This is a genomic window from Candidatus Brocadia sinica JPN1 (assembly GCF_000949635.1).
Classification (GTDB): domain Bacteria; phylum Planctomycetota; class Brocadiia; order Brocadiales; family Brocadiaceae; genus Brocadia; species Brocadia sinica.
Window position 1 is genome coordinate 3,786,024 of the sequence record NZ_BAFN01000001.1, and the last position, 16,803, is coordinate 3,802,826.

A 16,803-nucleotide genomic window follows, 5' to 3' on the forward strand; every position below is an offset into this window, starting at 1 on the left:
ATCTTAGTGTTGAGGGGATGATGAGTTGTACGACGCAGCCTCGACAACACTTCTGCAACGCCTGTTTTACCAGTCACTATCCAACCCCCATTGATGAGGATACAAAGAAACTTACAGAAAGAAAACAATAAGAAAAGTGTATTTTTCAGAAAATAAGATGAATTTAATAGAACGTTAAACGAATAAATGCTTATCAACCCCCTTTACCTCATAAAAGGTATTGTAGGTAGAACCTTTTATATCATCCCTCAACGACCGGAACGTATCCAGATCGAAATTACGAACCGCTGCAACTATACGTGTGGTATGTGTCCCCGCGAATCCTTTAACCTACCGGAAAAAGACATCCCACTCGCCCTTTTTCAGAAAATCATCGACAGGATTGAATTCCACTATAACATTACCCTTACCGGATGGGGGGAGCCTCTATTGCATCCGGCATTGATGGATATGATTGTTTATACAAAGGGGAAAGGACATGATGTAGGTGTAACAACCAACGGTTTGTTGTTGGCTTCATTTGTTGAAAAATTTATAGAAACATTAGACAAATTAACTGTTTCATTGGACAGTATAGAGGATGGCAACCAGGTCACAGATGGTCATCCATCCAATAAGGTTGTGCAAAAGAACATTGAATCCCTCATGAAATATCGGGGCGGTAAAACAAGGCCGTCCGTTACCATTCAAATAACCATGCATGACAAACGGCAGTGTCTGGATACCATTAGATTTGCCGGAGAAGTGGGAGCAGATCGCGTATATTTAGTGCGATTAAACAACCCTTTAGGTAATAGTGATTTTAAGAGACCCAGCTTGGAAGAAGAATTGGAGATTTATAAAGAGGCTGAAGAAATAGCAAAAAAATATGGATTACAGGTCGACAACAACTACACGGCCTTTGACAATGGTTTACTTCGGTTATTATACAAAAGACTACGTCCCATTATGTATCGTTTTGATAAATACTGCCCAAAACCCTATGACTATTTGTATATTAACATCGATGGCAAGGCAACCCCATGCTGCGATCTTCCCCGCTATGAGGTGGGTAACATATTAAAGCAAAGTATTGATGAAATCTGGCACGGTGAGAATATGCACTATTTCCGCGAACATCAGAATGATGTTTGTGGTAATTGCGATGCATTAAGGCTGAAGCACTTGAATTAAAAATGAAAATTCCCGAAGAACAAATGATTGCGAATAACGATAAATTATGATTAAAGATAAGATGCTTTTAGAAAAATTTGAGTGGGATTTGATAAAGCGAAACAAGCCCGATTATCAACGAAATATGGAAATCTTTGAGGGAATGTACAAGGAGGCAGTCTATCTTAAAGCACTTCCCGCGAAATATCCGCTGGAAGGGATTCAGGTTGATATTAAAATTGCACGAGTAATCAATAGTGTTTAAGGAACTTATTGAACGAATTGCTATAAGTTTGGAGAAGGAAGAGATTCCTTACATGATCATTGGAGGGCAGGCGGTTCTTTATTATGGTGAGCCGAGATTTACAAAAGATATAGATATAACTCTTGGTGTTGATTCTGACGTCCTCGGGAAAGTTCTGGTTCTTGTAAATACTCTGAACCTTAGCGTTCTGGTGAATGACATTGAGGATTTTGTGAAGAAAACAATGGTTTTACCATCCCAGGATGTTCCTTCAGGTATACGGGTTGATTTTATATTTTCGCATTCAGATTATGAAAGGCAGGCTATAGAAAGGGCAAAGAAGGTAATGTTTGGTGAAACCTTTGTAAGGTTTGCCTCTCTTGAGGATCTTGTTATTCATAAGATTATTGCTGGCAGGCCAAGAGATATAGAAGATGTTAGCTCAATTCTTTTAAAAAACCCTGAATATGATTACCATTATATTGCAGACTGGTTAAAAAAGTTTGATGATTCTCTCAGCGAAAACTTCTTGGAAACATTCAAGAAATTGGTCGCTGGTATGTAATTTAATCTATGGCTTGATGGCTATGGAAAATATTGAAAGGCGTGCGGTAGATGTTGTTATGATCACTTCCGAATTTAACAAGATTTACAGGACAAATAGTGAGGATCGGGTGGCACTGACAAACCCTATTCCTGTATGTTTTTAACAGGGATTGTTTTGTCCGTGTTTGGCAAATAAGTCCATGGATTTCATAAAAAAATAAGATTTTGCTTGACATCGAATTGCAAATAAATAAGGTAAAATGCTCCATCCAGACAGAAGAAGTAGCACGATAAAGGCAAACCTTGGGTGATCAGGGGACGCAAAGTAACAGGGTCTTTATCTGTACAAAGAAGTACGGATAAAAATGAAATTTTCATACGTATACGGAAATAACGTATCCCTAAGACAGCCTTACTACCAAAGATGTTTTACATGGATGTCTTTTGCAGTAAGGCTTTTTTATTTCCCACGGACAGAGGCTCGCATGAATGGTCTGATGAGCATGAATACGTTCATCCTGAGCTTGTCGAAGGATGAGTTGCCGACAATCATTTGAGGGGAAAAACGATGACAGCAAGAATATCGATCTGTTGTTGTAACAATCTTTTTGGAGAGGGCGTTAAACGATTAATACAAAGAAGACGGTCCTGGAATCGATTGCACGATTAACGTCTCTAGTCAGAAAGAAGTGATAAATGCAAAACCAGATATCCTCATTACTGATTTTCATGCCCTCTCAAGCATGTCTCTTGACACCCTCTTCAAACACACGATAGGTATTCTGCTCTTGTGGACGGGTTGTCTTCCCCGGCTGGAAGATGAAAATCTCCTGGGGTTTATCTCACAAGGGCTTATTGGTGTCTTATCTACCGAATCCAACCCCCCAGAGTTAAGGAAGGCAATAAAGAGTGTTGCCTCAGGTGAGCTCTGGTTCAACCGGAAGAAACTCAAAGACATTCTCTCCTGTGTGAAAAATGTCGCAGGGGAAATACACCAGCTTACCGGGAAAGAGAGAGACGTAGTTAAAATGATCTGTAAGGGTCACCGGAACAAGGAAATTATGAAACGCTTGAATATGACCGAACAATCCGTGAAAAAACACCTGAACAATATCTATAAAAAGGCAGGGATTACCGACAGGCTACAACTAGCCCTTTACGCTATCAGACATTGGTCCTCTTCCATATAATATAGCAAACGAAAAATAGTTTACCTTTTTGGTAAACCAAAAACTTTGTAAAGGTAAACCTTTGTTCCTTTGACTTTCCCTTCCCTTAGTAATATCATTCGAATAAACTACACTTGCTTGTTCCCAAACCAAGTGCTGAACTTGTTGAAGCATCCGTTTCCGCTTCCGCTTGTTTCCGCTTGTTCCCAAACTCCAGTTTGGGAACACAATTGCAGAGAAACTGAGTTTCTCGTTCATTACAAAACGTTTCGGTTCAGGCTACAAGCCTGAACCAGCACAGAGCGAGCAGTTAAAAAATTAATTTTGCAATTTGCATTCTTCAATTTTCATCTTACGCTTCCGGCTCGTTCTGGTTAGAAATAACGGATGGGAAATTCCCCCTTATCTAGGGGGTGAGGGGGTTGTTACAAAGAAGCAAAACATACGATAAATGCAAACCCTGGGTGATCAGGGGACGAAAAGAAAAGGGTCTTTAACAAACACGGATTGTATGTAGAGACGCTCCCGATGGGACGTCTCATCCCAAAGACAGCCTTACAAAAGACAGCCTTATTGCCGAAGATTTTTTTGAGAATATCTTTACAGTAAATTTTTTCATTTCATACCACAAGTAAAAGGAGGAAGCAAAAATGAAGAGAAATATGCTGGGATTTTATTTGTTGATGTCGTGTTTGTTTTTAATACTGGGAAATTGTTCCAGCGTGAGACATGGTAATGTAGTTCCGACACAAGGGCACGACGAAGGTATTCGTCAGAATCAGAAACAGATAGATAGTGTAACGGAAGTAAAGGTGCAGAAAAACTATGGCAAGTTGCCTTTGTATTTCATCCAGAATGACGGACAGATGGATGAAAAGGTACAGTTTTATGAGAAGGGCAGTGGGCATGCGACATTTTTTACGAAGCGAGATGTATCTCTGTCCTTAGTTGGCGGTCAGCAGTCATCGGTCAGGAAGGGTGGTAGTGCGGGGCTTCATCCCAAGCAAGATACAGGGTGGCACGGACAAACTGGTTTGTCCGTGTCTCTTGCAAATCCGCAATCCTCAAACCAGAAACCCGAGGTTTCAACTTGCAACTCTCCACTGATACCGCCTCAACTCATAAAACTTATTCCGTTAAGTGCCAACAACAATCCCGAAATAATTGCAGAGGGATTGCAGGAGGGCAAGGTCAATTATTTCATTGGCAACGACCCGAAGAAGTGGAAGTCTAATATCCCCACGTACAAGACAGTTGTCTACAAAGGCATTTATAACAATATCGACATGAAATTTTATGGGAATAACCGGCAGATGGAATATGATATCGTAGTCAAACCCGGTGCAAGTCCATCCCGTGTGCAATTTTCATATCATGGTATAGAGGGATTGCAAGTTACTGAAGACGGAGACCTTGAAATTAGTCTCAAAGATGACAAGATCATCCAGAAAAGACCGTATGTGTATCAGGAAATAGACGGGAAAAGAGTCGAAAGGGACGGAAAGTTTAGGGTTTTGAGTTCAGAGTTAGGAATTCCACCTCAAAATCCAAAGTCTAAATCCAAAGTCCGAAATCGTAAATTCATCTATGGTTTTCAGGTTGCTTCTTATGACAAACGATACCCCCTTGTCATAGATCCTGTCCTTGAATATTCCACGTATCTGGGTGGAAGTGGTAATGATCATGGTATTCACATGGCAATAGACGGCCTTGGCAATGCCTATGTGACAGGATATACTCAGTCTACGGACTTTCCTACGGCCTCCGCATACCGGGGAAGTAATGCAGGAGGCTATGATGCCTTTGTCACGAAGATTAGCGCATCTGGGGATGCCCTGATTTATTCCACGTATTTGGGCGGAAGTTCTTATGATTATGGTCGTGGCATAGCGGTAGACGGCTCTGGTAATGCCTATGTGTCTGGAGAAACTAATTCTTCGAACTTTCCCACGGCATCCGCTTACCAAGCAACTAATGCAGGAGGCTTTGATGCCTTTGTCACGAAAATTAGCGCTTCCGGGGATATCCTGATTTATTCCACATATCTGGGGGGAAGTTCTCAAGATATTCATTATGGAGGCGTAGCTGTGGACGGCCTTGGCAATGCCTATGTGACAGGATATACTCAGTCTACGGACTTTCCTACGGCCTCCGCATACCAGGGAAGTAATGTAGGGGGCTATGATACCTTTGTCACGAAGATTAGCGTATCCGGAGTACCCTGGTTTATTCCACGTATCTGGGCGGAGGTTTTGATGATGTAAGCGAACGTATAGCAGTGGATGGTTCTGGCAATGCCTATGTGTCGGGATATACTTCATCTATGAACTTTCCAACGGCCTCCGCATACCAGGGAAGTAATGCAGGAGGTGATGATGCCTTTGTCACGAAGATTAGCGTATCTGGGGGTGCCCTCGTTTATTCCACGTATTTGGGTGGAAGTGGTAACGATCTAGGTATTGGCATAGCAGTGGATAGCCTTGGTAATGCCTATGTGACAGGATATACTCAGTCTACGGACTTTCCCACGGCCTCCGCTTACCAAGGAAGTAATGCAGGAACCTTTGATGCCTTTGTCACGAAGATTAGTGCTTCCGGGGATAACCTGATTTATTCCACATATCTAGGCGGAGGTGGTAATGATTATGGTTTTGGAATGGTGGTAGACGGCTCTGGTAATGCCTATGTGATGGGACGAACTGATTCCACGGACTTTCCTACTACGGTCTCAGCATACCAGGATACTAATGCAGGAAGCCTTGATGCCTTTGTCACGAAGATACGCCTGAATGCCACACCTACCGCCAATGCCGGTACAGATCAGACAGTGGATGAACTGACTATGGTTACATTGGACGGATCGGGTAGTAATGACCCGGACGGCGATCCCTTGACGTATACCTGGGTACAGCTAGCAGGCACACCGGTTAGCCTGAATCTCAGTAACCCCGTTCATCCCACCTTTACAGCGCCCAATGTGCCCCGTGGAGGTGAAACCCTTACCTTCCAGCTCACCGTCAGCGATGGATGCTTAACCAGCGACGATTCGGTGAATATTACTATTAAGGATGTAAACCATCCTCCCGTCGTCGATGCCGGACTTGACCAGGCTGTGCAGGAAGGAAGCCCAGTGACGCTGGATGGCTCAAACAGCTACGATCCTGACAGCGACAGTCTCACTTACAGTTGGGTACAAACCGCAGGCACAGGGGTGACTCTGTCCGATCCAGTCGGTACACAAACATCATTTACCGCACCTCTTGTTGGCCAGGCAGGGGAGACCCTTACCTTTGAATTAACGGTGAGCGATGGGCTTTCTGACGGAACCGACACGGTGAATGTGATTGTTGAAAACGTCAATCATTGTCCAACTGCGGACGCTGGGGATGATCAAACGAGAGACGAAGGCAGTCAGGTAACGCTAAATGGCATAGAAAGCAGCGACCCGGATAGTGATACGCTCACCTACACCTGGACGCAAGTGAGTGGCATACCTGTTACCCTGTCTGATGCCCATAGCCCCAATCCGACCTTTGTAGCCCCGCCAGTAAGCCAGAGGAGAAGAACTGGTATTCCGGCTCGTTGTGAATGACGGCTTGTGTGTCAGTGCATATGATGAAGTGACCATTACGATATTAGACTTGAACGGTCTACCCGCGTGTGACCTTGCCCAGGCGAGCCCTGGATTGATCTGGCCGCCGAACCACAAGCTCGTAGAGGTGGGGATTACGGGAGTAACTGACCCGGATAACAATCAGGTGACCATTACCATAACCGGGGTGACTCAGGATGAACCGGTCGATGGACTTGGTGATGGCGATACAAGTCCGGACGCGGTAATCCAGGGCGATAAGGTGCTCCTGCGGGCCGAACGATCGGGAAACGGTAATGGAAGGGTCTACCGGATCACCTTCACGGCCGATGACGGCGCTGGTGGAAGTTGTACCGGAACCGTTAACGTATGTGTTCCCCACAGTAGCCAGTCAGAGTGTATAGACGACGGCCAGAATTACAATTCTCTACAATAACGAAGGATTATGATGCCCAGGAGATTGTATGTCCATGTATTCTAATGTTATTGTTGAGGTAGAGAATTCATAATGCAACGCAGCTGCAACCAAAATAACCACCCCTCTTTCCCCTCCTTCGCAAGGAGGGGATAAAGGGGAGGTAAAAAAACTTTCCAAAAAAAGAAATTTTTATACAGTAATACTATAAGAAAATTCGACAATGTATGGCCAAAAGGTTAGAATCTTTCAAAATTGCAAATAGCATCTTTACCTGTCATTTCGAAGGAGCAGAGCGACTGATAAATCCTCAGATTCCTCTTCCTCGGCTTGTGCCCGGAATGACATAAAGGAAGGCAATTGGATTGAGGCACGAAACCCCATGAATATAAGGTGAAGAGAGACAATCCCCTAGCCCCCTTTGAGAAGGGGGATTTTGCCAATCTTTTGGGGGAAGGCCACGCAGGGTATTTCCAGAGAGGATGACTTCTCGCCGAAGAAAGTTACCTCACGCGGGTTTGGACTTCTGCGTGAACGCTCAGCCGAACGGTTTACAACCCGAACCCCTTCGTTTGATGATTGCAAATGGGTTTATTTCCATACATAGAGCGAAAATCCTGGACAGAGGCACAGCTTAGGTTGGGGCACGAAACCAAACAGTTTTTAATGCTATGGGCGTTGGATGTTGGGCTTCGCTTACGTCCTACCCATCCTTATTCTATATCCCAGTTTTGATAATACGACAAGCCTTCCCTTGAAGGTATCGGCATGGTAGTTTTTAAAGAGGTTATCTATGGCAAAAAGGATATCCTCTAACATTTGAGAAGATGCGATATAAGAGAGGGGAATATGTTCTCATCCGCAAGGAATCTCAATGTTGTGCTGCCTCTTTAAATGGGATATATTCTTGATCCTTAATAAGTGAAGCGACATAATGCAAACATTGTTTTATATCGTCTTTTGTTATCTGTGGATAATAATCCCTTATAATGTCATCGGGTGTTAAACCAGATTCAAGAAGTTCGATAATGATATATACCATAATCCTCATGAAATATCGGGGCGGTAAAACAAGGCCGTCCGTTACCATTCAAATAACCATGCATGACAAACGGCAGTGTCTGGATACCATTAGATTTGCCGGAGAAGTGGGAGCAGATCGCGTATATTTAGTGCGATTAAACAACCCTTTAGGTAATAGTGATTTTAAGAGACCCAGCTTGGAAGAAGAATTGGAGATTTATAAAGAGGCTGAAGAAATAGCAAAAAAATATGGATTACAGGTCGACAACAACTACACGGCCTTTGACAATGGTTTACTTCGGTTATTATACAAAAGACTACGTCCCATTATGTATCGTTTTGATAAATACTGCCCAAAACCCTATGACTATTTGTATATTAACATCGATGGCAAGGCAACCCCATGCTGCGATCTTCCCCGCTATGAGGTGGGTAACATATTAAAGCAAAGTATTGATGAAATCTGGCACGGTGAGAATATGCACTATTTCCGCGAACATCAGAATGATGTTTGTGGTAATTGCGATGCATTAAGGTTGAAACATATCAATATTGGTTAAGTGGCTAAAGAGCTAAATGGTTGGATGGTTGTCGCAGGAGAAATATTTTACGGTTAACTGTAATTAATATTTGACAAGAATCACAGGGGAAACAGGGAGGATAGTGTGGCACGGACGAACTTGTTTTGTCCGTGTTTGGCAAAATAAGCACATGGACTTCGTGGAAAGATTTTATTAATTCCCCAATGTCTAGATAAGACTATGGTACTTGTTTATTAACAAATCACGTGCTTAGCTCTGTATTAATACGATTGATTTCTTTGGATGTTGCCAGTACAAATACGATGTCCTGCTTTTTTAGGACAGTATCGCCTTTGGCAGGAATAATACGATTTTCTCGTATTATTGAGATGATCAAGGCAGCGGGTGGCAAGGTTAATTCGCGTATTTTCTTTCCATCGATACGTGACGTATCCGGGATTTGGATTTCAAAGACATCGAAATCACTTTTTCGCATCGTAATTAACTCAATCGAATGCATCGCTTTTGGACGAGCGGGCATGGATAATCTCAATTTCGTCGCCACCCACCTCATGGTAGTCCCTTGTAATAAGCAGGATAAAAATACTGCAAAAAAGACGATGTTAAAGATATGGTGATTCTTATCAATGCCGTAGGCGGCCGGATATGTGGCCAGCACGATGGGCACAGCCCCCTTTATTCCTCCCCATATAATGAATAGTTTTTCCTTGAATCTGAATTTGAAAGGCCATGTACAGACGAATATTACTATTGGACGAGCGGCAAAGATCATGAGCAGCGTAATCAGTAATCCTTCTTTCCAAACAGGTATAAGGCTTTTGGGGAACACCAATACTCCTAATAACAAAAACAGCGCCATATTACTAAAGGTAGAAATACCTTCAATAAAAGAGCCAACGCCACGCCGATAGACAAAATCTGAGTTGCCAAGCCAATATCCTGCGAAAAATACGGCGATAATTCCGTTTGAGTGAATACTATCTGCAAAGCCGAACGCAAGCAGACTCACGGCGATACTCATCACATGGTAGTAACCTCTGTTCTCAACCTCTAATTTATCGAATAATTGACTGCCGATCTTCCCAATAATCCATCCAATCCCGATTCCTCCCCCAAGCTGCCATGCGAGGTTTATTAGGAAGAAGGGCACATTTTTGGTTTGGCCGGTAATTATTTGAATCGTGACTACGGTCAAAAGGATTGCCATGGGATCATTGGTAGCTGATTCGACCTCCAGAGTAGTGGAGACGTGTTTTTTGACTGATTGTTGTCTGAATATCGTGAAAACTGCAGCGGCATCGGTTGAGGAAATGATGCAACCGATCAGGAAGGAGTAGAGCAAGCTGAACGAGGTAACATAATAAATTAATAATCCAAGAGTCGCGGCAGTGAGCACTATGCCGAATGTCGCCAGGGTTAATGCCGGACCAAAAACAAATCGAAGAGCCTCCCTTCGGGTACGAAATCCTCCCTCAAATATAATAAATATCAAGGCAATATTGGTAATTTTTTGGGCCAGGATGGCATCATCAAAATAAATGAGATTGAGTGCGTCACTCCCAATAATCATCCCACTTCCTAAGAAAAGTAGTAGGACTGGAATACCCAATTTTGACGTGAGCTTGGTAGCGTATGTTGCGGCGATTAGTAATAAAGCGATGAGAAAAAACACAAACGCCTCTCCAAAATATAATATCACAATCTGGAATTTACCCGCTCCCTGTGAACGGTAATCAAGTCGGAAATACAATGTCGGACTATAATCTTCCAGCCATATAACAGGTATTTTATCTTTATTCTGTAAATTGTCAGTAAGATAATAATTTAAAGAACAAAAGCAGGAATATTTTACGGTGGAATGAAAATTTAGCACCTGAGATTGTGGCTATGACAAATTGCAATGGCAAGGGCATCTGAGGCATCTCTTGGCTCCGGAATTTCAGGCAAGTTAAGAATAATTTTTACCATTTCCTGTACCTGTTCCTTTTGTGCATTTCCATTCCCTACAACCGCCTTCTTGATAACCGTGGCAGCGTATTCGGCGATAGGAATGTTTGCCGATGCCGCACACAAGAATACAATGCCCCTTCCTTCACCAATTTTTATTGCCGACTTGATATTTTTACTGTAGAAAACCTCTTCGACAGCCATCTCATCAGGTTGATGTTTCGATATAATATCCATAATTTTGCCATGGATTGTCTGCAGTCGTTGTGGAAAGGTTTGGTTTTTGTTGACTTTTATAGAACCATATTCGATGGCGACTATCTTTGATCCTGCTATTTCTATCACACCATAACCAGCGACTTGTGTGCCCGGATCAATTCCAAGGATTTTCATATGTATTTTGTTGTTTTGTAGATGTATTCTGTAAGCCAATACCTGAACGGTTTGGGAATATACCCTATTCCTGCGGACCATTTCAGATATTATAGAAGTTTTTTTGATTGTCAATAAGAAATCTTTATACAATCTTTAATGTTTTTATTTGAATTTTTGCATTTTGATTTTTCATTTTTCCCCTATATAATAGAGTCCTTTATTTTCCAATTTCAATAATTCCGATGCCGAATATAAACCTGTCTGTCAATTTATGCAATATTAAATTAGCCAATCCTACTGTCTTGGCATCAGGTATATTGGGCACTACGAAGGCATTGCTGAAAAGAGTGGCAGAGAATGGCGCAGGCGCCGTAACGATTAAATCTATCAGCTTTGAACCCCGGGAAGGGCATAAAAACCCTACCGTTATCACCTTTGAGGCAGGCATGCTGAATGCGGTGGGCTATTCGAATCCTGGTGTTAATGTGGCTGCCACGGAATTTTCTAACCTTCAGGATATAAACGCACCGGTGATTGCAAGTGTCATCGGCACACGGAAAGAGGATTTTGCACGAGTTGTCGAAGGTCTTTCCGGATCAAAATTTTCAGCCATCGAAATACCCCTCTCCTGCCCGCATACTCCAGGGTTTGGGCTTCTCGCGGGGCAGGGAACCCCTGAGGCTACGTATGCGATAACTTCCGAAGTGAGAAAAGTGACCAAGTTACCCATAATCGTTAAACTATCTCCCAATATTCCGGAGCTCTGTACGATTGCAAAGGCAGCCGAAGATGCCGGTGCAAATGCCATCACGGCAGTAAACTCTATGGGGCCAGGCATGATCATCAATATAGAGGCACAAAAACCTGTTTTGAGTTTTATGGTGGGTGGCGTTACGGGCGATGCCTTACGGCCGATTGCCGTGCGATGCGTGTATGATTTGTACAAGGCTATAAAAATTCCCATTATCGGAGTAGGGGGTATCTCTACCGGAAGGCATGCCATTGAGATGATGATGGCAGGGGCGTCTGCAGTAGGAATCGGAACTGGGGTTTATTATCGTGGTATCGATGTTTTTAAAAAGGTATGCGAAGAAATAATTCAATGGATGCAAGAAAATGGTTTTGACAACATCAATAATATTGTAGGTATTGCCCATGATTGAACAGCCAGGGATGGTAAAAATTTGCGATATTGTAGAGGAATCCCCAAGCGTAAAGACCTTTTTTTTCAAATGCAATCTGCATTTTGATCCAGGGCAATTTATTATGGTCTGGATACCACTTCTTGATGAAAAGCCATTCACCATATCGTATATTCAAAATGGCCTTGCAGGTATCTCTGTTTTAAGATGTGGGGCATTTACCATGTCGCTTCATAAGAGAAAAGTGGGGGATATCATTGGGATACGCGGTCCCTATGGCAAAGGATTTCATTTGCAAACAAACTTGAACTCGTGCGTAGTAGGGGGCGGCATTGGAATGGCATCACTGACAACTCTTGTGGATAGATTAAGTGGCGCAACTATTATACAGGGGGCAAGGACTTCATCAGAAATAATCTATCAAAAACGTTTTCCTCAAATGAAGTTGTGTACCGAAGATGGCACTGCCGGTTTTAAGGGAACAACCGTCGATTTACTATCAGAATTAGTCAAAAAACAACACTTCCATAAGGTCTATTCCTGCGGGCCTGAGAAGATGATGTATAAGGTGGTTGAATTATGTAAAAACCACGGTATCGACTGCGAAGTATCTTTAGATAGGTACATGAAATGCGGTTTTGGCGTATGCGGTCAATGTGACTGCAGTGGTCAGCGGGTATGTATTGACGGCCCTGTTTTTACTTCAACAGAGTTAAGCAAGATGGAAGACTTTGGCAAGATAACCATATTGAAAACGGGGGAAAGGGTTACTGTGCGTAATCGGTAGTGTAGTTGGTCGTTTCTTGTTAGCTCTGTATTTTTGGCAATTTGTATTGATAATCCTGATCCGAACGAGTCGGAGGGGAAATGTAGGCGAGGCTTTATCCTTGCGTTTATTGCAGGAAAACAAACCGAAAGGATTTCCGGCACATGGTACCGGCAAAATATTTTTCTGAAGACACAAAATAAAGCTGAAAACTAAAGATTTAAAGTCTATGCGGCTTAAAAATTTAATTATGGAGGAAATAAAGAAAAAAGGAAAAATCTCCTTTGCAGAGTTTATGCACATGGTATTGTATCATTCGCAGTACGGTTATTATAACTCAGACAAGGAACGAATAGGGAAATTTGGAGATTACTACACAAGTCCAACTGTTCACGCGATGTTTGGAGAACTCATTGCAAAACAACTGGAAGAGATGTGGAAGATCATGGGGAAAGGGGAGTTCACCATTGTTGAGATGGGCGCCAACAGGGGATGGTTGTGTCACGATATTATTCAATGTATTAAGAAAGAATATCCGGGATTTTATGATAATTTTCATTACATCATTGTAGAATCAAATCCTTACGCAAGGGAAAAACAAAAGTGGCTTTTGGGCTCTGTTGATTGCAGATCATCCTTTATTCTGGCTTCCCAAGCAAGGGACAAAGGAGCTTCAAACCAAGAGACTTACCGGACTCTCCCGGATAAAGAAGTAGTAAAAAATCCTTTGTCTGACAGATTGGATGAAAAGGTTTCGTGGCATACATACGGCGAAAATGGATTTTCTTTCGGCAAGATTCAGGGATGTTTTTTATCCAACGAATTTGTTGATGCCTTGCCTGTCCACCGCCTAAAGGTAAAAAATAAGATTTTAAAAGAGGTATATGTGGGTTATAATGCAACAAATTTTTATGAAATAGATGACGAGGTATCCGAACCAGCGTTAAGAGATTATCTGAAAACCAACAGAATATATCTAAAAGAAGGCCAGGAATATGAGATAAATTTAGGCGCTGTAGAGTGGCTAAGGCATGTTTCAGAAAAATTATATAAAGGATTTGTCATAACGATTGATTATGGCGATACAACAGATGGACTATGTTGTGGAAACAATGCCGGAGGCACCGTAAGGTGTTATTATAAACATAATGTCAACCGGGATTACTATGAACGAATGGGGGAACAAGACATTACTGTCCATGTGGATTTTACGAACTTGATGAATGCTGGGCGGCTAGTGGGATTAGAGGTTACAGGTTTTACAAAACAATCCCATTATTTAGTTGCCCTGGGCATTCTGGAAAAATTGAATAATACAAGTAACGATCTTGAGACGAGATTAAAAATGAAAAGTCTTCTCCATCCTGAGGGGATGGGTGAAATCTTCAAGGTATTAATCCAGCATAAAAATATTGAAAATCCTCACTTGACCAGTTTAAGACCGTTACAGTCAATAACAATAACAATGGGTAACAGGTAACCACGGAAAGACACGGAATATCACAAAAAAGGATAGCATAGTCAGAAGCAAATCAGGATCGGTGGAATTCTGGGAGTTCTAGTGGTGAACAATATTTATTTTCAAGGAAAGGGGGATGTATGAAAATAGGTCGCACAGCGGAACCTGCCACCATAATGGAAGTGCTTATGGAGGCGATTAAGCGGGAACAGGAGTCATATGACTATTACTACCGTGCGGCGTTGCAGGCGGCAAAGCCTGCGACACGCAAAATGCTGTTAAACCTGGCGGATTGGGAAAAAGGACACATAGACGAGCTGACCAACCATGTAATGGAGCTAAAGGCCCAGATGGAGATCGACCGGGCAATTACTGGTGGCCTGTAATCACTTGATAACTTAACCGCAGTCTACAGGACGATCCAGGAAGATATTTAGAGTCAAAAATGCAAATTTAAGGCAGACACAACCATGGATATTAAGCGAGAGGATTTACTGCAGTTATACTATTATTTACAATTGACACGAAGACTGGAAGACCGTGTTACATCGCTCTATCATCAGGGAAGGATCTTGGGGGGGGCATGGACGAGTAACGGTACGGAGGCCGTCTCCGTAGGGTATGGTTATGCCCTTGAAAAGAACGATATCGCAGCCCCGTATTTTCGGGATATGGGAGTCTTCCTAATTCGGGGGATTTCGGCAAAACGCATTATGGCCCAGTACATGGGTAAAAAGACGGGTGTTACTGGTGGCAAAGAGGGCAATGTTCACGTTGGGGATTTAAACTTCGGTGTTTTAGGTTTTCCCAGCCATCTGGCAGATAATTATCCCGTGGGAGCGGGTGCTGCCCTTGCCTTTAAAATACGAGGTGAAAAGAGGGTCGTAGCGGCATGTACCGGAGATGGAGGTACGAGTCGTGGTGATTTCCATGAGGGAATGAATTTTGCCTCTGCAAGAAAATTGCCTATCGTTTTTATCTGCAATAACAACCAGTATGCCTATTCTACTCCATTAAAACTACAGATGGCAATTAAGGACATCGCTGAACGTGCCCTGGCTTACGCCATACCAGGTAAGATTGTAGATGGGAATAATGTCGTGGAGGTTTACAAGGCCGCGAAGGAGGCCTATGAGATTGCTAGGAATGGCGGAGGTCCTACCTTTATAGAATGCAAGACTATGAGGATGCATGGTCATTCAGAGCATGACAGCGCCAGATACGTCCCGAGAGAACTTCTGGAGGAATGGAAGAAAAAGGATCCTATCTTACATATGGAAAAATATTTGATGGAAAACGGTATTGCCAAAAAAGAAGAAATGGACAGCATTGAGTCAAGCGTAAAGAAAGAGATAGAAGAGGCCGAGTCATTTGCAGAAGAAAGTCCGTATCCCAGTCCGGAAGATGGTTTAAATGGTGTTTACGCAACACCATTAGGAGAGGAGTAGTGGATATGAAAGAGGTTACCTATCTTGAGGCGATCAAAGAGGCAATGGATGAAGAAATGACACGAGACCCCACGGTATTTATTTTGGGTGAAGATGTGGGGGTTTATGGCGGTGCATTTCGTGCAACTGAAGGCTTTTTTGAAAAGTATGGAGAATGGCGCGTCCTGGATACGCCATTATCCGAATCCGGTTTTACCGGAGCCGCCATTGGCGCAGCGCTTGTGGGTATGCGTCCCATTGTGGAGATGCAGTTTGCCGATTTTATCTCCTGTGCGTTTGATCAACTGGTAAATGTGGCTGCAAAGAATCATTATCGATGGGGGGCAGCGACACCCATTGTTGTGCGGGCGCCCTTTGGTGGAAATATACATGGTGGAGCATTTCATTCACAATGTATTGAGGGATTCTTTTTTAATGTGCCAGGACTAAAAATCGTTGCGCCTTCCACAGCGTACGATGCTAAAGGATTACTAAAGGCTGCTATTCGTGATAATGACCCTGTTATTTATTGTGAGCATAAATATCTTTACAGGCGCATTAAAGATTCCATTCCTGAAGAAGATTATATCGTCCCGATAGGAAAGGCTCGCATTGCTTTGGAAGGCAGAGATATATCGGTTATTACATACGGGGCAATGGTTCACACTGCTCTTGAGGCGGCACAGGTACTGAAAGAAAATGGAGTCTCCTGCGAAATTGTTGACTTAAGAACCATCCTACCATTGGACAAAAAATCAATCTTTAATACCGTAAAAAAGACAAACAAAGTTGTTGTCTTGCATGAACAGACCAAAACGGGTGGTGTCGGGGCTGAGGTCTCTGCCTTAATTAATGAATATTGTTTTGACTATCTGGATGGCCCCATTATCCGGATTGCTGCTCAGGATACCCCGGTACCGTATAGTGCACAGATGGAAGAAGCCTTTATTCCACAGCCGAAGAATGTTATTTCTGCTGTAGAAAAATTGATGCGTTATTAATTC

Annotated in this window: 18 protein-coding genes and 2 riboswitches; of the genes, 15 read left to right on the forward strand and 3 right to left on the reverse strand. The window is 42.8% G+C overall.

What is annotated here, in order from left to right:
- Positions 1–186: 186 nt before the first annotated feature.
- The 8 genes from BROSI_RS17345 to BROSI_RS20095 all read left to right on the forward strand — a co-directional run bounded on the left by BROSI_RS17345 (position 187) and on the right by BROSI_RS20095 (position 7,725).
- On the forward strand, positions 187–1,173 hold the full coding sequence (locus BROSI_RS17345) for a radical SAM/SPASM domain-containing protein (RefSeq protein WP_052565100.1): 987 nt from the start codon (positions 187–189) through the stop codon (positions 1,171–1,173).
- Positions 1,174–1,219: 46 nt separating this feature from the next.
- Entirely contained in the window at positions 1,220–1,417 is a 198-nt protein-coding gene (locus BROSI_RS17350) for a hypothetical protein (protein ID WP_052565102.1), read from the forward strand.
- Positions 1,410–1,961 (forward strand): nucleotidyl transferase AbiEii/AbiGii toxin family protein, encoded by a 552-nt coding sequence (locus tag BROSI_RS17355; RefSeq protein WP_052565104.1) that lies wholly within the window; start codon positions 1,410–1,412, stop codon positions 1,959–1,961. The genes BROSI_RS17350 and BROSI_RS17355 overlap by 8 nt, the downstream gene beginning before the upstream one ends.
- A gap of 266 nt (positions 1,962–2,227) precedes the next feature.
- Positions 2,228–2,365, forward strand: a riboswitch (cyclic di-GMP riboswitch).
- Between the two features lie 266 nt (positions 2,366–2,631).
- Positions 2,632–3,132, forward strand: coding sequence for a response regulator transcription factor (locus BROSI_RS17360; protein ID WP_052565107.1), 501 nt, complete (start codon positions 2,632–2,634; stop codon positions 3,130–3,132).
- A gap of 421 nt (positions 3,133–3,553) precedes the next feature.
- Positions 3,554–3,692, forward strand: a riboswitch (cyclic di-GMP riboswitch).
- 69 nt (positions 3,693–3,761) lie between these two features.
- Positions 3,762–5,375 carry a DUF7948 domain-containing protein gene (locus BROSI_RS17365; protein ID WP_052565109.1) on the forward strand — a complete coding sequence of 538 codons (1,614 nt, stop codon included), beginning with the start codon at positions 3,762–3,764 and terminating at the stop codon, positions 5,373–5,375.
- Between the two features lie 59 nt (positions 5,376–5,434).
- Complete coding sequence (locus BROSI_RS20255; RefSeq protein ID WP_162183251.1) at positions 5,435–6,703, forward strand: PKD domain-containing protein; 1,269 nt, start codon at positions 5,435–5,437, stop codon at positions 6,701–6,703.
- Positions 6,696–7,139: a hypothetical protein gene (locus tag BROSI_RS17375; protein WP_052565113.1), complete on the forward strand. Its 444-nt coding sequence runs from the start codon at positions 6,696–6,698 to the stop codon at positions 7,137–7,139. Before BROSI_RS20255 ends, BROSI_RS17375 begins: the two co-directional genes overlap by 8 nt.
- A gap of 415 nt (positions 7,140–7,554) precedes the next feature.
- Positions 7,555–7,725 carry a hypothetical protein gene (locus BROSI_RS20095; RefSeq protein ID WP_157842604.1) on the forward strand — a complete coding sequence of 57 codons (171 nt, stop codon included), beginning with the start codon at positions 7,555–7,557 and terminating at the stop codon, positions 7,723–7,725.
- Positions 7,726–7,989: 264 nt separating this feature from the next.
- On the opposite strand, the gene BROSI_RS19350 is transcribed toward BROSI_RS20095, so the two are convergent.
- Positions 7,990–8,160, reverse strand: a complete 171-nt coding sequence (locus BROSI_RS19350) for a DUF433 domain-containing protein (protein WP_157842605.1) — start codon at positions 8,158–8,160, stop codon at positions 7,990–7,992.
- On the opposite strand from BROSI_RS19350, the gene BROSI_RS17380 reads away from it, so the two are divergent.
- Positions 8,147–8,701, forward strand: a complete 555-nt coding sequence (locus BROSI_RS17380; protein ID WP_052565115.1) for an SPASM domain-containing protein — start codon at positions 8,147–8,149, stop codon at positions 8,699–8,701. The genes BROSI_RS19350 and BROSI_RS17380 overlap by 14 nt on opposite strands.
- Positions 8,702–8,924: 223 nt before the next feature.
- On the opposite strand, the gene BROSI_RS17385 is transcribed toward BROSI_RS17380, so the two are convergent.
- A complete protein-coding gene (locus BROSI_RS17385; RefSeq protein WP_102046808.1) occupies positions 8,925–10,556 on the reverse strand; it encodes a potassium/proton antiporter in 1,632 nt (543 codons plus the stop codon).
- Positions 10,550–11,023 carry a crossover junction endodeoxyribonuclease RuvC gene (ruvC, locus tag BROSI_RS17390; RefSeq protein ID WP_052565928.1) on the reverse strand — a complete coding sequence of 158 codons (474 nt, stop codon included), beginning with the start codon at positions 11,021–11,023 and terminating at the stop codon, positions 10,550–10,552. Before ruvC ends, BROSI_RS17385 begins: the two co-directional genes overlap by 7 nt.
- A 224-nt stretch (positions 11,024–11,247) precedes the next feature.
- Between ruvC and BROSI_RS17395 the strand changes: the two genes are divergently transcribed.
- The 6 genes from BROSI_RS17395 to BROSI_RS17420 all read left to right on the forward strand — a co-directional run bounded on the left by BROSI_RS17395 (position 11,248) and on the right by BROSI_RS17420 (position 16,800).
- On the forward strand, positions 11,248–12,168 hold the full coding sequence (locus BROSI_RS17395) for a dihydroorotate dehydrogenase (protein WP_052565117.1): 921 nt from the start codon (positions 11,248–11,250) through the stop codon (positions 12,166–12,168).
- Positions 12,161–12,934: a dihydroorotate dehydrogenase electron transfer subunit gene (locus BROSI_RS17400; protein ID WP_052565119.1), complete on the forward strand. Its 774-nt coding sequence runs from the start codon at positions 12,161–12,163 to the stop codon at positions 12,932–12,934. The genes BROSI_RS17395 and BROSI_RS17400 overlap by 8 nt, the downstream gene beginning before the upstream one ends.
- A 208-nt stretch (positions 12,935–13,142) precedes the next feature.
- Entirely contained in the window at positions 13,143–14,393 is a 1,251-nt protein-coding gene (locus tag BROSI_RS17405; RefSeq protein ID WP_052565121.1) for a class I SAM-dependent methyltransferase, read from the forward strand.
- Positions 14,394–14,512: 119 nt separating this feature from the next.
- Positions 14,513–14,758, forward strand: coding sequence for a ferritin family protein (locus BROSI_RS17410; RefSeq protein WP_052565123.1), 246 nt, complete (start codon positions 14,513–14,515; stop codon positions 14,756–14,758).
- Positions 14,759–14,842: 84 nt separating this feature from the next.
- Positions 14,843–15,820 carry a thiamine pyrophosphate-dependent dehydrogenase E1 component subunit alpha gene (locus tag BROSI_RS17415; protein WP_052565125.1) on the forward strand — a complete coding sequence of 326 codons (978 nt, stop codon included), beginning with the start codon at positions 14,843–14,845 and terminating at the stop codon, positions 15,818–15,820.
- A gap of 5 nt (positions 15,821–15,825) precedes the next feature.
- A complete protein-coding gene (locus tag BROSI_RS17420; RefSeq protein ID WP_052565127.1) occupies positions 15,826–16,800 on the forward strand; it encodes an alpha-ketoacid dehydrogenase subunit beta in 975 nt (324 codons plus the stop codon).
- The last annotated feature ends 3 nt before the right edge of the window (positions 16,801–16,803 follow it).